This is a genomic window from Psychrobacter cryohalolentis K5 (assembly GCF_000013905.1).
GTDB lineage: Bacteria > Pseudomonadota > Gammaproteobacteria > Pseudomonadales > Moraxellaceae > Psychrobacter > Psychrobacter cryohalolentis.
This window is the reverse complement of record NC_007969.1, coordinates 2,712,568-2,727,002: the sequence shown is the minus strand read 5'-3', so window position 1 is coordinate 2,727,002 and position 14,435 is coordinate 2,712,568. Positions and strand designations below refer to the sequence as shown.

Below are 14,435 nucleotides of genomic sequence, written 5' to 3'. Positions count from 1 at the left end.
ATATAGGTGCTGAACATAAGTGCTAAACGTGCGCTATAAATTGGCTGCTTAGTCAATTCTTAAATCAGCTATCTTGTATGATCTTTACCGCCAATAAAGCGCGCGAGAATATTGACTATCAGTACTGTCATGGTAATCAGTAATGCTGCCGCCCATGCCAATGCATGCCAGTTGTCATAAGGGCTCATGGCAAACTGATAAATAGTGTTCGGTAAGTTTGCCATCGGTTGGCTCATATCGGTACTAAAATACTGATTGTTTAACGCAGTAAATAGTAACGGCGCGGTCTCGCCAGTGATACGGGCAAATGCCAATAGCACCCCTGTGGTTAGACCCGCTTTAGCCGCTTTAAGCGTGACCGTGCTGATCAGCTTCCACTTTGGCGTACCGAGTGCATAGGCCGCTTCACGTAAAGTATTTGGTACCAGATTAAGCATATTCTCAGTGGTGCGCACGACAATTGGAATCACAATCAAAGCAAGCGCAACTGCACCAGCCCAGCCGGAGAAGCTTTGACCTTTCACCATCAATGCATAAACAAAAAGACCAATCACGATAGAGGGCGCTGACAGCAAGATATCGTTTAAAAAACGAGTAACTTTACCCAACAAGCTGCCTTGTGAGAACTCCGCTAAATAGATGCCCGCCATCATTCCAACCGGCGTACCAATCGCGAGACCTAACAAGGCGATCATCAATGAACCAATAATAGCATTACGTAAACCGCCGTCGCCCATAGGCGGTGGTGTATCTGCCATAAATACCGGCATCTCGATTAACCCTTGAAAACCCTCAACAAAAAGCGTCAGCAAAATCCATGTCAGCCAGAACAAACCAAAAGCGATGGCTGAGATGGCAAAACCAAGCCCCAATCTATTGATCAGGCGACGCTTATGATATAAACGCTTGTTGTAGCGTTCTTCAAAGCGTGAAGTCGGCTGGCTGGTTTGGTCGTTATCAGTCGTGACAGTCGCTAAAGTCATTAGGCGTTTGTCCTTTGTTGGTCGAAGGATTGGGTTAAGTGGTTGATTAACATGCTTGCTTTATAACAAGATATTGGCGCTACTTAGTGACCGGCTTTTTGGTCGATACGCATAAGCATTAGCTTAGAGATGGACAAGACAATAAAGGTAATAACAAATAGGATTAAACCCAAATGTAATAGGGATGCCAAATGCAATTCACTTGATGCTTCGGCAAATTCATTGGCGAGTGCAGAGGTAATCGTTACCCCAGAGGTAAACAAACTTGGGCTGATATTAAAGGCATTACCGATTAAGAAAGTCACAGCCATCGTCTCGCCCAATGCGCGTCCAAGCCCTAAAATCACACCACCGACCACGCCAGCTTTAGTATAAGGTAAGATGATTTTGAACATCACTTCCCACGTCGTCGCACCCATGCCATACGCAGATTCTTTTAATAAATCAGGTACCACAGAAAAAACATCCCGCATGGTGGCGGCAATAAAAGGAATAATCATAATTGCCAGTACCAAGGAGGCGGTAAACATACCAAGCCCCATCGGTGCACCAGTGAATACTTGCCCGATAATAGGCAGAGGACCGATGTTTTCAATCAACCATGGCTGAATGTGTTCGCTAAAATACGGCGCAAAGACAAACAAACCCCACATGCCATAAATAATAGAAGGAATACCTGCCAACAGCTCAATGGCGATACCCAATGGCTTTTTTAAGAAGTTAGGGCACAGTTCGGTCAAAAAGATAGCAATACCAAAGCTCACTGGCACAGCAATAGCGATTGCAATAAGGGAGGTGACAATCGTACCGTAAATAGGTGCAAGTGCCCCATATTGATCGTTCACTGTATCCCAGTTATTGCTGGTATAAAATCCCAGTCCAAATTCAGTGATACTGGGCCAAGCGCCTACGATTAATGAGAGCAGGATGCCACCAAGTGACAATAGCACCAAGATTGCAAATGCTTTAGTTGCATTGACAAAGATAGCATCGTAACGTTTTTGTTTAGCCAGTTGGGACCTTAAATCATTCATAAGTGTCTCAGCGTTGAATAGAATCAAGTCAAAATAGTAAAAGAGGTTTTATCACAACAAACTTAAAAAAATCTTTAAATTTTCTGTGATAAAACCTCTCAAACCCCTACCGGAGAATAGTGGTTTGAGAGGTTGGCTCGACAGTGATTATGCAATCACTAGTATAAACAGGTTACTGTGCAGGCTTATAGACAGGTTGGCCGTCACTGCCTTTGACCTCACTCCATTTTGCTTTAAATAAGGCAACTGCAGTATCAGAGAACGGTACGTAATCAAGCGCCATAGCGTCGTCATCACCTTGCTCATAAGCCCAGTCAAAGAACTTCAATACACCAGCGACTTGTTTGGCATCTTGTGGCTGCTTATGTACTAAGATAAAAGTGGCGGCGGCGATTGGCCAAGCTTGCGCTGTTTCAGAGTTGGTAATGACTTTATAAAAGCCTTCTTGCTGTGACCAATCGATGTCACCTGCTGCTGCAAAGGTTTTGGCAGAAGGTTGTACGACATTGCCCGCAGCATTTTTCAGGGCGACGTGTGCCATACCGTTTTGCTTAGCGTAAGCGTATTCAACATAGCCGATAGAGTTTTTCATACGCGTGACATAGCTCGACACACCTTCATTACCTTTACCACCCGCACCGGTAGCCGACGTTGGCCATTTGACGGTCTTATCGACACCTACACTGTCATTCCAATCGCTTGACACTTTGGCTAGATAATCAGTGAAGTTAAAGGTTGTACCAGAACCATCTGAGCGAAACACTGTGGTAATGGCAGCGTCTGGTAATTTAAGTTCAGGATTCATCGCCGCAATTGCAGGGTCGTTCCATTTGCTGATTTTACCCAGATAAATATCAGCAAGCATTTTGCCATCGAGCTTTAACTGACCGGGCTCAATACCATCGATATTAACAATAGGTACCACGCCACCGATGACGCTTGGGAACTGTATCAGACCGGCTTCGTTCAACTCTTCTGGTGTCATCGGCGCATCAGATGCCCCAAAATCTACCGTCTTAGCAACGATTTGTTTGATACCACCTGATGAGCCAATAGACTGATAGTTCACTTGACCACCTGTGGCTTTATTGTAGGCATCTGACCACTTAGCATAGATAGGCTGTGGAAAAGAAGCACCAGCACCGGTAATACTCATCGATGCACTTTCAGCTGAGCTAGCACTAGCGTCGCTACTCACAGCAGTGTTTGATGGTGCTGTTGTGGCTGCTTCGTCGGTTTTATCGCTCTCGTTGTTGCTAGTCGTTTGGTTACAAGCGGCTAATGTCAAAGTGCTAGCGATTGCTACTGCCATGAATGAATAACGCATTATTTCTCCTAAAATTAATCAATTTTGAGTATCAAGCATTTATAAATAACAATGACAATGGTTTTCTGGGGTTGGCTGAAATGATGCTCTGCGGTTAATAAGGAGATTGTGCCAAATAAATATGACAGTTTGATGACATAAAGCCTTGCTATCACAAAAAACGACTGAAAAAAGAAAGTGATAAAAAAACGATGTTAAAGGAGTGGGCACAAAAAAAGCATAGGCAGTATTCTGATTACTGTCTATGCTCATTTTTTTTTCAATATTACTTATTACACAAGTTTTTTACTTAGATAAATGGTATTAGGTTTTAGCGCTACCCAACAGTTGCCCCATTTGAACGATTGAGCCATGCTGCATGGTATCTTGCCAATCCGTTTTTGCTGCTTTTGGCAGTACTACAATTGCGGTTGAACCTAAATAAAAACGACCAAGCTCGTCACCTTTTTTAAAGCTCATATCATGGTCTGCTTCTTGAATATCATCGGTACGGCTAATTTTACCCGTCGCTACTGTCTCAATCCCAGCGACAATCATCGCACCGACCATCACTACTGCCGCTTTACCATAGGCGGTATCAAACAGACAGACAAGGCGCTCGTTACGAGCAAACAAATCCGGCACATTAGCAGCCGTGGTGTTATTGACCGAAAATAGTGTACCAGGTACATAGCGGGTCTTGGTTAATATACCGTCAAATGGCATATGCACACGGTGATAGTTGCTTGGAGCAAGATAGACCGTAGCAAAACTACCATCCGCAAAATAATCGCCATCTGCGCTATCAGCTAAGAGCTGACCGATATCATAGTCACGACCTTTGGCTTGCAGTAGCTTATGGTCATGAATCTGCCCAAGCTGCGAAATCATGCCATCCGCAGGACTGACAATACCATTGATACTGGCATCGATAATACGGGCATTGTCTTGGAGCTCACGAGTAAAGAAATCATTAAAGCTCTCATAAGCGTTTAGGCTTTGACGCTCATATTCATCTAAGCTAACATCATACGCTTTGGCAAAACTGCGGATAAACGTACGCTTAACCCAAGGGTGGCGGCTGGCAGCTAAGCGCCCTGCGACTTTACTGATTTTTTGCTGCGGGACAAATTGCTGTAAGGTAGTAAATACATTCATAATAGATGACCAAATTAGGGATTAAAAATAGTTATTAAAATAAGAAGTTGTAATAAAAAATCATAGATAGGCAGTTTTATAGCTAGATTTATTTATAAACATAATCATAAGTACATACACAGATAATTGTATTTTATCATGGTCCGCAGCAGACTGTATGACCATAATCGTTAAAGGAAGTAAGCAATGAGATCTCTTATTCAGCGAGTCAAATATGCCAGTGTCAGCGTTGATGGGCAGGAGGTCGGTGCTATTGAGCAAGGTGTGCTGGCATATATCGGCTTGGGACACGATGATAACCTACAAAGTGCGCAGCGGATGATTGATAAAATCCTCACCTATCGTATTTTTGACAATGATGATGATCCAGCCAAATACGGCAAAGTCGATAAAAATGTCCAGCAAGTCGGTGGTGGGCTATTATTGGTCTCACAATTTACTCTGATGGCAAAGACGGATAAAGGTCGCCGCCCTGAATTTGGTAGCGCAATGGCACCTGATATGGCTCAAGCTTTATTTGCACAATTGGTTGATTATGCAAAGACGCAGTATTTAACGGTTGCAACGGGTCAGTTTGGCGCTGATATGCAAGTATTGAGTGTCAATGATGGACCATTAAACTTTTTATTAGAAGTGCATTAAGTCATTAGCATGGCTACTAAGTATTATAAATTTAAGAGTAAATGTCATTAAGCTGTCATAATTAAGCCCTTTAATGAAGAAACGCTTATTTGCGTTTGTTACTGCTTTTATAAACGCTATTTTGTCCTCTAACATTAAGAATATATTAAGAATACATTATGTCTAAAGAGCAAATTTTGATTGTTGAAGATGAAGATGCCATTCGTGAAATGGTCGTCATGACCCTAGAGATGGCGGGCTTTGATAGTTTGCAGGCAGCGGATGTGTCAGAGGCGCACCAACAAGTGGTCGATCATCGTCCAGCGCTGATTTTATTGGACTGGATGTTACCCGGTGATAAAAGTGGTATCGATTTTTGCCGTATGCTAAAAAGCGATACGCTGCTCGCCGAGATACCGGTTATTATGTTGACCGCCAAAAGTGAAGAAGACAGTAAAGTGCATGGTCTTGACGCAGGCGCTGATGATTATATGACAAAGCCTTTCTCGACCCGTGAGCTTATCTCAAGAATCAAAGCGGTATTGCGACGTAGTAACGCGCTAAGCGGCGACAAACCTATTAATATAGGCAGGCTAACTTTAGATGCCAAAAGTCAACGCTTCATGGTGGGTGATGATATTATCGATATGGGTCCGACAGAATATCGCTTATTGGCGTTTTTTATGAGCCATCCTGAGCGCGCTTATACCCGTGCCCAGCTGCTCGATCAAGTATGGGGCGGTAACGTCTACATCGAAGATAGAACCATTGATGTTCACGTAAAGCGTTTGCGCACATTACTACGTCCACATGATTGTGATACATTGATACAAACGGTACGCGGTACAGGTTATCGATTTTCTAGCCGTATCGAAAAAGGGTAATCGCTAGTAATATGAATATTGTATAGTGTCACCTTTTAATAGTGTCGCCTTTTATCGGGAGCGGCCAATAGTAGAAAAATTATAAAAAATAATGGATAAATAAAAATGCCTATCCAAGACAATGAGCAAGGTGCTACAAATCAACTTAAAAAAATCAGAAGTGCTTTACGAGCATTACGTGATGCCGTGATTTTGCTCAATGATGATGATGGACTTGAATGGTGGAACCAAGCGGCGCAGGATTTATTATTGTTGCAATCCTCAGATAAAGGCAGGCGTATTTTTGACTTCATTCAAGTGCCTGAATTTATCAAGTATTATCAGGAGGCAACGACGCTTAATACTGATGCCGATGCCGATGAGAGTGTGCATATCGTCTCTTTGCAAGACCCAAACCGCTATCTAAAGTGTGAGCTGACGCCATTTGGCGATGAAAAACTACTGATCATTTATGATGTGACCCGCTTGCAGCATTTAGAAGCAATGCGCCGCGACTTTGTGGCCAATGTTTCGCATGAGCTACGTACACCATTGACGGTCTTGATGGGATATCTGGAGAATTTCTCTGATCAGCCAGATATGCCTGCGAATTGGCGTCGCGGTTTTGAGCTGATGACTCAGCAAACGGCACGCATGAATAGGGTGGTCAATGACTTATTGCTACTGTCTCGTATCGAAATCGAAGAAACCCATGCGTTTAATGAAATCGATATGACCAAGCTGCTCACTCATGTCTATGATGATGCACAGGCGTATAATCAAGAATATAAGCATACGATTCACTTGCATATTGATACCTATGACGGACTATATGGCTCAGAGATGTACCTAAATAGCGCACTGTCCAATCTAGTGATTAATGCGATTAAATACACACCAAAAGGTGGCAATATCTCTATTAGTTGGACTAAGACTGCTGAGGGCTGCCGATTTGCTGTTGAAGATAATGGTATCGGTATAGCGCCGCAGCATCTTGCCCGTTTAACTGAGCGTTTTTATCGCGTTGACAGCGGGCGCAGCCGAGCAACAGGTGGGACGGGGCTTGGACTGGCAATTGTAAAACATGTCTTATATCAGCACGAAGCGAGCTTGCAAATTGAGTCAGTAGAAGGCATTGGCTCGACATTTAGTGCCGTGTTCCCAAATAACCATGTACGATCTGCCGCAATAAATTAATGCTTGATACACTTTAATCCTTTTGCAAAAGTGGATAAGGATTTACCGCGCTACCATTAATATAAATTCCATAATGAACATGCGGCGGTGTGCCTTTAGCATTGCCGCTATCACCCACGTAACCAATGGTATCACCGGCATTTACCCAGTCATTGGGAGAAATGTCAGCATAGTTTTCCAAATGTGCATAATAGTGTCCGGCGCCGCCAGGTCCTACTATCACAACGATGCGACCTCCTAACGTATTTTCGCCTACCTTGCTAACGATACCTTGGGTCGTTGCTTGTATTGGCGTGCCGCGCGCTGCAAAAATATCAATCCCTTCATGTGAGCGACCTTGACTACGAGCAGCGCCCCACGTATCTGTTAGAGGCTGCTTGGGTAGCGGATTTGGCAGGCTATTCTCTGTTGGTAGCGGATGTTGCAATAGGCTAAGCTGCTGCCATTTTGCTATGAAAAATGATTGAGTTTGTTGGCTGATACTCGGTAATAATCTGTCAAATACGAATAATAGCATCAGCAATACTGCGGCCTTGATGAGTACGCTAATTGCGCGGCTGATAAATGTAGGATTTGGTTGTTCGTGATTGCCATCTGGTCGCATCGACATCTCTTTGTCTTGTTATTGCTTTCACTAATATTATATAGATATTACCTTTGGCTCTTCGTATAGCATTGTTATACCTGACTTTTATCCCCATAAATAAAAAGCTACTGAATCTAATTGCATCTATTATGTAGTTGGTCCTGAATAAAGGAAGTACAAATGTTATCAATCACTACTGGGGTTAATTTTTCTTGCTTGCTGTGCCTATGCAGACAGAGGCTGCGAATAATTAACCCTAGTAGTGTTTTGCTCTTTTAAAAGTAGATTAATTATAATGCTCCTTTTAAACGAGCAAAATTGTCTGTCATTTATGTCCAACTTGCTATGGTTAAATTTTTATGGCTGCTGCTTTTAACATGGTCGATACTGCGCTGATTATCGATACTGAAACCGATCAAGGTCGTGATCCACGTCCTATCCAAGTGGCGACGATTAATGTAGCGACGGGCTTTGAGTGGATGAAATACTTTAATAGTGGGCGCTCAATATCGCCAGTTGTGATTAGAGTCCATGGCATTACCGATGACGATGTAGCGGGGCTTGAGCGGTTTGAGCTTGAGCAGTTTGAGTTACCTGAGTATCTTATCGGTCATAATGTACGCTTTGATTGGCGGGTGATTGGCAGTCCTTCCGCTAAGCTAATTTGCACCGTTAGGCTGGCGCGCGTCGCGTTTCCTGAATGGAGCGCCTATGGTCAGTCCAAATGTATTGAGCAGTTATTGGGCAAGGGTGAAGCTAGTAGGATGACGATTGCCGCTCATGATGCGCTCGGTGATGCTCGTATGTGTTATCTGCTGTATCAGGCTTGCTGCGAGCGCTTAGAGATTGCACCAACTGATTTTGCAGCAGCGCATGCTATTGCCAATAAAGCCAATCCAGTCGGTAAAATGCCCTTTGGCAAGCATAAAGGCATGCCAATCAAAGAGGTGCCTATTAGCTATGTAAAATGGATGCTGGGTAACATCCATAATATGCAGCCGTCGCTTTATTCTGCATTGACCAAACGCATCAAGGCAGAAGCGGCAGCAAACGCAAAAGAATCAATAGACGAATCCGTAATTAAATAGGCTCTGAAGTCTATTGATTATGTAACCAATCAATAGCCATTTGCCACAGCTTAGGCGCTTTAGCATTCGTCCTGCTGCTAAAATAACGCATGTGACCGATGCTACTAACACCAAAATCTTTGGGATCTAAAAAGCGTTTTTCTACTGGCATTTTGGTAAAAACGCGAATCATATCATCCATATTTTTGCTATTGGCAATCTCATCATCACTAAACCCTAGCCATAACGCTGGCATATCGATCTCATCATAAAAATGCGTGTGTATACTTTTCCCAAAGGCGGTCTTGATATAACCTGCGCCATTACACCACTCACGCCATTGACGAGCGACGCCGCGCGGCAGCGGCTCGCCCATGCCGATTTTATCCGATGGCGTGTAGCCTAGCGTCAAGTTAGTGAGAGGAATAAATGCTTCCATAAAACCTATGGCCTTAAGCTTATAAGGCATGTCCATGTTTTTGATGCGACCCGATGAGCAGGCGACATTAAATACTGAAGCAATAGACTGGGAATTTGGCATCAAACCAATGAGCTGACCGCCAGCGCTATGACCAATCAAATGATAAGTGGCATCGGTAAATTCATCTTGCAAGGCATCAAGGACTGCTGACATGTCGTGGCGACCCCAGCTGATTAAAGATGCATCACATTTTGCCAAGTCAGTTGAGAGTGACTCACCTATACCTTCATTATCGAATGTCAGTATGCCAAATCCATGCTCGGCTAAGTGAGTGGCAAAGTTATGATAAAACTGGCGTTTGATACCTGTTGCTGGTGCTATCATGACGGCTTTTTTTACAGGCGTTTTGGGACGATAGACAGTCGCTGCCAATGCCTGATTGCGATCGGTCATAATGCTTAATGAATAAGCCTCTGTTTGAGTAATAGTAGGGCTATTTTCCATGGTTGAACCTTAATATATTGTAGTTATTTTTATGAATGAGCTTTGTTAGCAAAGAGAGGGCGTTAATTTGCAATAAGCTGCCAATGTATAGCCTTAAAAATGTAGTAATTGCGTAGTGATAAATGGTTGCGACCGCGTGATAGCATTGCTTATGTTAAAATAAATCTCAGTAGGGAAGGCGCTCAAATATGACTTCTAAGTTCTATCTCAATTTATCTTGCATGATATGATCCATTAAGACTGGACTGAATAACTATCTTGACTATTCAACATGCACGGATAAAAACGCTTTAACAAACAAGTTCTTAATAAAAACAATTGATATAAAAGTTAAGGAAGCTATATGCAAATGAAAATTAACAATGACACTTATGAAGTGATTACCAGTCAAGATATTACTAATATCGAAAAAGCCGTGGATAAATCAGCGTTAACTATGCCGCTAGTTGCGGTCTATTGTGGGTCGCGTTTGGGTAATGATGTCATATATGAGCAAGCCGCACGAGAGCTTGGTGTGGCATTAGCAGAAAATGGCATGGGTTTAGTATACGGTGGCGCGAGTATTGGGTTGATGGGCGCAGTGGCTGATGAAGTGATTCGAGGTGGTGCAGAAGCAGTCGGTGTGATCCCAACCTTTATGCTCAAACACGAAATTGCTCATGAGCAGCTGACCCGTTTACATCTCACAGATACCATGCACACGCGTAAAACAGTGATGGCAGAATATGCTGATGCCTTTATTACTTTACCGGGTGGGCTTGGTACTTTAGAGGAAATCATGGAAATCGCCACATGGCGCCAGCTATATCAACATGAAAAGCCAATGATTATTTTGAATATTAATGGTTTTTATGATCGTATGATTGAGCATTTAAAATATACCACTGAGCAAGGCTTTATGAAGCAAGAAGATCTTGAGCGCTTAGTAGTATGTAACACGATTGGTGATGCTATTGATTTACTGCAGACGATGGTCAAAATAGATGCTGCTGTCGATACAGAAAAGATGGCTGGCAACTAAAAGCAGATATATAAGCAAATATGAAAAAAGGGAGAGAATGGCTAAAAAAAGCAATTCCTTCCCTTTTTTTGTCTGGTAATTAAGAACGTCTTTCTTCAGTCCTATAATTATCTGAACTATTATTAATATTTAAATCCTCTAACGCTTTTTCGCGAATACCACGATTGACGCCTGCCATTGCCAGCGGAAAGCCACGCTCTTTTGCCAAATCACGGGCGACTGTCTCAATAGCCAGACTGTCGTTGTGCGCCAGATACGCCCACTCATGAGCATAGCGATTACGGTTCACGGGCGTATCAATTTCAATCAAACCAAGCTCACTCAATTCATCAACGATTTGATCTGCTGCAATTAGAGTTGAAGATGCTTTGACGTTTTCAGCACGGGCATAGCGAATATTAGAGTACAAGCTCACATCAGCGACCCGCAGTGTATCATCCTCACCAGGAATTTGCTGCCCACCGTATAAAGCATTGCCGACAGTACGGGCACTATGGAAGGTCGGTACAAATTCTGCCACATAATCAATCGCTTGTTGGCTACGCGCTTGTAGTGGTGCTTTGTCCCAACCATCTTCGATATAGTGCACATATTGCGGCGGCAATTTTGGTTGGGCGCTGTCTTTACTTGAAGCCACCAAGCCATCATTAAACAGCGTGATAAAATTACTCATGCCATGTATCTGAAAATAACCACCCGGATAAGGGGTTAATTGCGCCATCCCTTCAGGTGTACCGCGATTACCGTAGACAATAATCTCTGGTATCTGTCCACCGGTATCTTCCCAATGAGTAATATAAGAGGATTTAAACTCTACCATACGCGTGACTTTGACACCGACCATATCATCAATCACCCCTGTACGAAAACCACAGGCATTGACGAGGTAATCAACTTCGATGGACTCGATTTTGCTATTAGATTGCGCTTCAGGATCTAAACCAGCACCTTGCTGATAATCAATACGCCATTTGGTCACATGATGATCAGCGTTTGAGCAGTTTTCACAATCAACTGGCATGACCTGCTTTACTTGAGTATCAGTAAAGACATGCGCATGCTCATAACCATCTAATGCCAATTGCGCCGATGCTGCCAAGCGAAAGATATTCCAGCCATATTCTTGTACCACAATCAGCGGAAATTTAACTTTATTTAAATCTAAATACTTAGCAACCGGTATCATCCATTCATCAACGGTAGTTGGCACAGTCACTTGCTCACGCTCAGACAATGCAATCAGTTGTTCATGGCTGTAGAGCTGATAATAATCTTCCGGTTCACCCAGTACTTTGTTGTTGGCATCTTGAGCAATCAGTTCACGATACGCATCGGTCAATATCTCAAGCCGCGGTAGCAAGTCTTCAGGCAAGCCGTCATCACGAGTCGGCACCGCAAATACCGTTGGGCGTACATCAATAGTATAAGGATAAAGCCGTAAAATATCGATGCACTGTTTGAGAAGGGCGACGCAGTCCTCGTCAGGGATTTCGCGGTAGAGATTGCCACCTGCATGCAAATGGCACATAGGCGGACCATCAATCAGCGATTTGTTTTTTTCGAACACATAAGTTTCAAGCCCTAACGCTGCCAATCGAATGGCAATGGTTGCCCCCGCCGTACCACCACCGAGGATACCGACACGTTGAGTAGCAATTACTTGATTATTCATGAGAGAGTGAGTCATTGTCGAGGTTATATCCTTAATAGCATTTGCATCAAGTGGTACTTAAAGGGGTACTTGGCATAGGCATGAGGTGGCTTATGGATATTGATATGCGTGCAGAGGCAGTCAAGTTCAACAGTGATCATAAATCTCAATGGTCACATTCGCCATTGTGTAGTCATGCTTAATTTCTATAGCGCTATTCTACAAAAAACGTTGGGGAATAGAACGGCAAATTGGTAAGTGCATACATGATTTTTGTCAACGTTTAACCCAAAATTCTATTGGGCATAAACTTACTCAATTAAGATAATATTTTTAATTCAATTTAAAAGCGTCATCCTATTATTACCATAGGGATGAGCAGATTGAATTCCTCTTAAAACCGCTAATTACTGATGGTATTAAGTATTTTTGTTTGGCGAAATTGTAATGTTTATGGGCTTTTGTAAATTTATATGAGGACAAGAATAACAGCTATAAATCCTATGCTATATTTAAAATCTCAATAATGGGTTTAAGATATTTGCTTGCAATTTATTATGGCTTAAATCCTAGAGTGATAAGAACGATCTAATAACAATTAACAATCTATGATGACAATGACAAGGAAGTTATTATGAAACATATTTTAGTTTTATCCGCTCTTAGTAGTATGTTGGCTCTTAGCGGTTGTTCAACGCTAAACAATATGGTCGGTAATGACGACTCTGGTATGCATGACGTGCAAGCAACCAATAAAAATACTGCGCCTGTCATGAGTAAAAACGGCATGTTGGTTGATTCTCGTAACCATATGACTTTGTATACTTTTGATAAAGATTCGATGAATAGATCAGAGTGTGGTAGCGCTTGTATGCTAGTTTGGCCGGCATTTATGGCACCTAGCAATGCCAAAGCCTCAGGGCAGTTTGCTGCCTTCCAACGTGAAGACGGCAAGTATCAATGGGCCATGAACGGCAAGCCGCTGTATTTCTATGCCAATGACACCAATGTTGGGGATAAAGATGGCGACAATAAACTTGGTGTTTGGCATATCGTTAGAACCAAGTAAGGTCTGAATATAAAGACTAAGTTTTACCATAAAAAAGCAGCCATCATTGTGGCTGCTTTTTATTACGATATTTTTAACTGCAAACTTACTTCATAAAAGCATAACATTGATATGTATAAAGCTATTTTGCTTTATTCTTCGTCGCCGCTTTTTTCTCAATCAGCTCACCGTCTATTTGAATGGGTACTTCAGTCGTAATGCCACTTGCAAAAGCGGTCATGCCATAAGCGGCACGGTCAATCACACCGGTTGCACGAAAACCAATAACTGGCTCTTTGGTCATCGGGCTATTGGCTATTTTATTCAGAGTCACATCTAGGGTCAGTGGCTTGGTTTGACCCAGTAGAGTGAAGTCACCTGTGACTGTGGCTTGTTGTGGATTCTTAAAGGTGATGTTAGTCGATTTAAAAGTCATGGTTGGATATTTTGCTACATTAAAAAACTCATCTTTTTTTAAATGAGCATCGCGAGCATCCCAATTGGTATCGATACTGTCAGTAACAATAGTGAAATTCATATTGGCTTTATTAGGTGCTTTAATATTGTAATTGACCATGCCTTTGACATCATTAAAGTGACCCATGGTGGTCGAAAACCCTAAGTGATTGACTGAAAATCCGACACGCGTATGTGCATCATCTAGCTGCCATTGAGTTGGCAGCGCCGCACTTGCCAGTGTTGTCATAGCAATTGCTGAGCCAAATAGAACAGCTTTTATACTGTTTTTCGCGATTGTATTTTTCATTGTCTTATCCTTATTAAATGTTAGTATTCAATTAGTATTGATAATTAAATCACCAATACTAATTGAATATTATTATTAAATTAATCTTAAAAATTAATAGTTATTGATTATGTTATCTAACGTATTATTATACGCAGCTTGTCTATCTGCCTCAATACTATTGATGCTGCAGTGACAAATTAGCATCGATAACCCTCACAACTGCTGCT

At 42.4% G+C, this 14,435-nt stretch carries 14 protein-coding genes; 6 read left to right on the top strand and 8 right to left on the bottom strand.

Annotated elements, in window-relative coordinates; genetic code table 11:
* Positions 1–68 precede the first annotated feature (68 nt).
* From pstA to asd, 4 genes are all read right to left on the bottom strand, one after another.
* Positions 69–983, bottom strand: a complete 915-nt coding sequence (gene pstA / locus PCRYO_RS11345) for a phosphate ABC transporter permease PstA (protein WP_011514531.1) — start codon at positions 981–983, stop codon at positions 69–71.
* An 83-nt stretch (positions 984–1,066) separates the two neighbouring features.
* Positions 1,067–2,017, bottom strand: a complete 951-nt coding sequence (gene pstC, locus PCRYO_RS11340; RefSeq protein ID WP_011514530.1) for a phosphate ABC transporter permease subunit PstC — start codon at positions 2,015–2,017, stop codon at positions 1,067–1,069.
* Positions 2,018–2,189: 172 nt separating this feature from the next.
* A complete protein-coding gene (gene pstS / locus PCRYO_RS11335) occupies positions 2,190–3,344 on the bottom strand; it encodes a phosphate ABC transporter substrate-binding protein PstS (RefSeq protein WP_011514529.1) in 1,155 nt (384 codons plus the stop codon).
* Positions 3,345–3,647: 303 nt separating this feature from the next.
* Entirely contained in the window at positions 3,648–4,481 is an 834-nt protein-coding gene (gene asd / locus PCRYO_RS11330; protein WP_011514528.1) for an archaetidylserine decarboxylase, read from the bottom strand.
* Between the two features lie 186 nt (positions 4,482–4,667).
* Between asd and dtd the strand changes: the two genes are divergently transcribed.
* From dtd to phoR, 3 genes are all read left to right on the top strand, one after another.
* Complete coding sequence (gene dtd / locus PCRYO_RS11325) at positions 4,668–5,123, top strand: D-aminoacyl-tRNA deacylase (RefSeq protein ID WP_011514527.1); 456 nt, start codon at positions 4,668–4,670, stop codon at positions 5,121–5,123.
* Between the two features lie 158 nt (positions 5,124–5,281).
* A complete protein-coding gene (gene phoB, locus PCRYO_RS11320; RefSeq protein ID WP_011514526.1) occupies positions 5,282–5,986 on the top strand; it encodes a phosphate regulon transcriptional regulator PhoB in 705 nt (234 codons plus the stop codon).
* A 105-nt stretch (positions 5,987–6,091) separates the two neighbouring features.
* Entirely contained in the window at positions 6,092–7,162 is a 1,071-nt protein-coding gene (gene phoR, locus PCRYO_RS11315) for a phosphate regulon sensor histidine kinase PhoR (RefSeq protein ID WP_011514525.1), read from the top strand.
* Positions 7,163–7,175: 13 nt separating this feature from the next.
* Here the strand turns inward: phoR and PCRYO_RS11310 are convergent, their stop codons facing one another.
* Entirely contained in the window at positions 7,176–7,766 is a 591-nt protein-coding gene (locus tag PCRYO_RS11310) for a M23 family metallopeptidase (RefSeq protein ID WP_041753258.1), read from the bottom strand.
* A 341-nt stretch (positions 7,767–8,107) separates the two neighbouring features.
* Here PCRYO_RS11310 and PCRYO_RS11305 point away from each other — a divergent pair, with 341 nt between their 5' ends.
* Entirely contained in the window at positions 8,108–8,836 is a 729-nt protein-coding gene (locus PCRYO_RS11305) for a putative quorum-sensing-regulated virulence factor (protein ID WP_011514523.1), read from the top strand.
* Between the two features lie 10 nt (positions 8,837–8,846).
* On the opposite strand, the gene PCRYO_RS11300 is transcribed toward PCRYO_RS11305, so the two are convergent.
* Entirely contained in the window at positions 8,847–9,740 is an 894-nt protein-coding gene (locus PCRYO_RS11300) for an alpha/beta hydrolase family protein (protein ID WP_011514522.1), read from the bottom strand.
* 343 nt (positions 9,741–10,083) lie between these two features.
* Here PCRYO_RS11300 and PCRYO_RS11295 point away from each other — a divergent pair, with 343 nt between their 5' ends.
* A complete protein-coding gene (locus tag PCRYO_RS11295; RefSeq protein ID WP_011514521.1) occupies positions 10,084–10,761 on the top strand; it encodes a TIGR00730 family Rossman fold protein in 678 nt (225 codons plus the stop codon).
* A gap of 79 nt (positions 10,762–10,840) precedes the next feature.
* Here the strand turns inward: PCRYO_RS11295 and PCRYO_RS11290 are convergent, their stop codons facing one another.
* Positions 10,841–12,448, bottom strand: a complete 1,608-nt coding sequence (locus tag PCRYO_RS11290; protein WP_011514520.1) for an FAD-dependent oxidoreductase — start codon at positions 12,446–12,448, stop codon at positions 10,841–10,843.
* A 598-nt stretch (positions 12,449–13,046) separates the two neighbouring features.
* On the opposite strand from PCRYO_RS11290, the gene PCRYO_RS11285 reads away from it, so the two are divergent.
* The gene (locus PCRYO_RS11285) at positions 13,047–13,481 is read left to right on the top strand and encodes a COG4315 family predicted lipoprotein (RefSeq protein ID WP_011514519.1); all 435 of its coding nucleotides are present in this window, start codon (positions 13,047–13,049) and stop codon (positions 13,479–13,481) included.
* A gap of 121 nt (positions 13,482–13,602) precedes the next feature.
* On the opposite strand, the gene PCRYO_RS11280 is transcribed toward PCRYO_RS11285, so the two are convergent.
* Positions 13,603–14,226 carry a YceI family protein gene (locus tag PCRYO_RS11280; RefSeq protein WP_011514518.1) on the bottom strand — a complete coding sequence of 208 codons (624 nt, stop codon included), beginning with the start codon at positions 14,224–14,226 and terminating at the stop codon, positions 13,603–13,605.
* Between the last annotated feature and the right edge of the window lie 209 nt (positions 14,227–14,435).

Coding starts and splice junctions, on each gene's coding strand:
- pstS (WP_011514529.1), bottom strand. CDS start 3,344: ATGCGTTATTCATTCATGGCAGTAGCAATCGCTAGCACTTTGACATTA.
- PCRYO_RS11295 (WP_011514521.1), top strand. CDS start 10,084: ATGCAAATGAAAATTAACAATGACACTTATGAAGTGATTACCAGTCAA.
- PCRYO_RS11310 (WP_041753258.1), bottom strand. CDS start 7,766: ATGCGACCAGATGGCAATCACGAACAACCAAATCCTACATTTATCAGC.
- phoR (WP_011514525.1), top strand. CDS start 6,092: ATGCCTATCCAAGACAATGAGCAAGGTGCTACAAATCAACTTAAAAAA.
- PCRYO_RS11305 (WP_011514523.1), top strand. CDS start 8,108: ATGGCTGCTGCTTTTAACATGGTCGATACTGCGCTGATTATCGATACT.
- phoB (WP_011514526.1), top strand. CDS start 5,282: ATGTCTAAAGAGCAAATTTTGATTGTTGAAGATGAAGATGCCATTCGT.
- PCRYO_RS11290 (WP_011514520.1), bottom strand. CDS start 12,448: ATGACTCACTCTCTCATGAATAATCAAGTAATTGCTACTCAACGTGTC.
- PCRYO_RS11300 (WP_011514522.1), bottom strand. CDS start 9,740: ATGGAAAATAGCCCTACTATTACTCAAACAGAGGCTTATTCATTAAGC.
- pstC (WP_011514530.1), bottom strand. CDS start 2,017: ATGAATGATTTAAGGTCCCAACTGGCTAAACAAAAACGTTACGATGCT.
- pstA (WP_011514531.1), bottom strand. CDS start 983: ATGACTTTAGCGACTGTCACGACTGATAACGACCAAACCAGCCAGCCG.
- PCRYO_RS11285 (WP_011514519.1), top strand. CDS start 13,047: ATGAAACATATTTTAGTTTTATCCGCTCTTAGTAGTATGTTGGCTCTT.
- asd (WP_011514528.1), bottom strand. CDS start 4,481: ATGAATGTATTTACTACCTTACAGCAATTTGTCCCGCAGCAAAAAATC.
- PCRYO_RS11280 (WP_011514518.1), bottom strand. CDS start 14,226: ATGAAAAATACAATCGCGAAAAACAGTATAAAAGCTGTTCTATTTGGC.
- dtd (WP_011514527.1), top strand. CDS start 4,668: ATGAGATCTCTTATTCAGCGAGTCAAATATGCCAGTGTCAGCGTTGAT.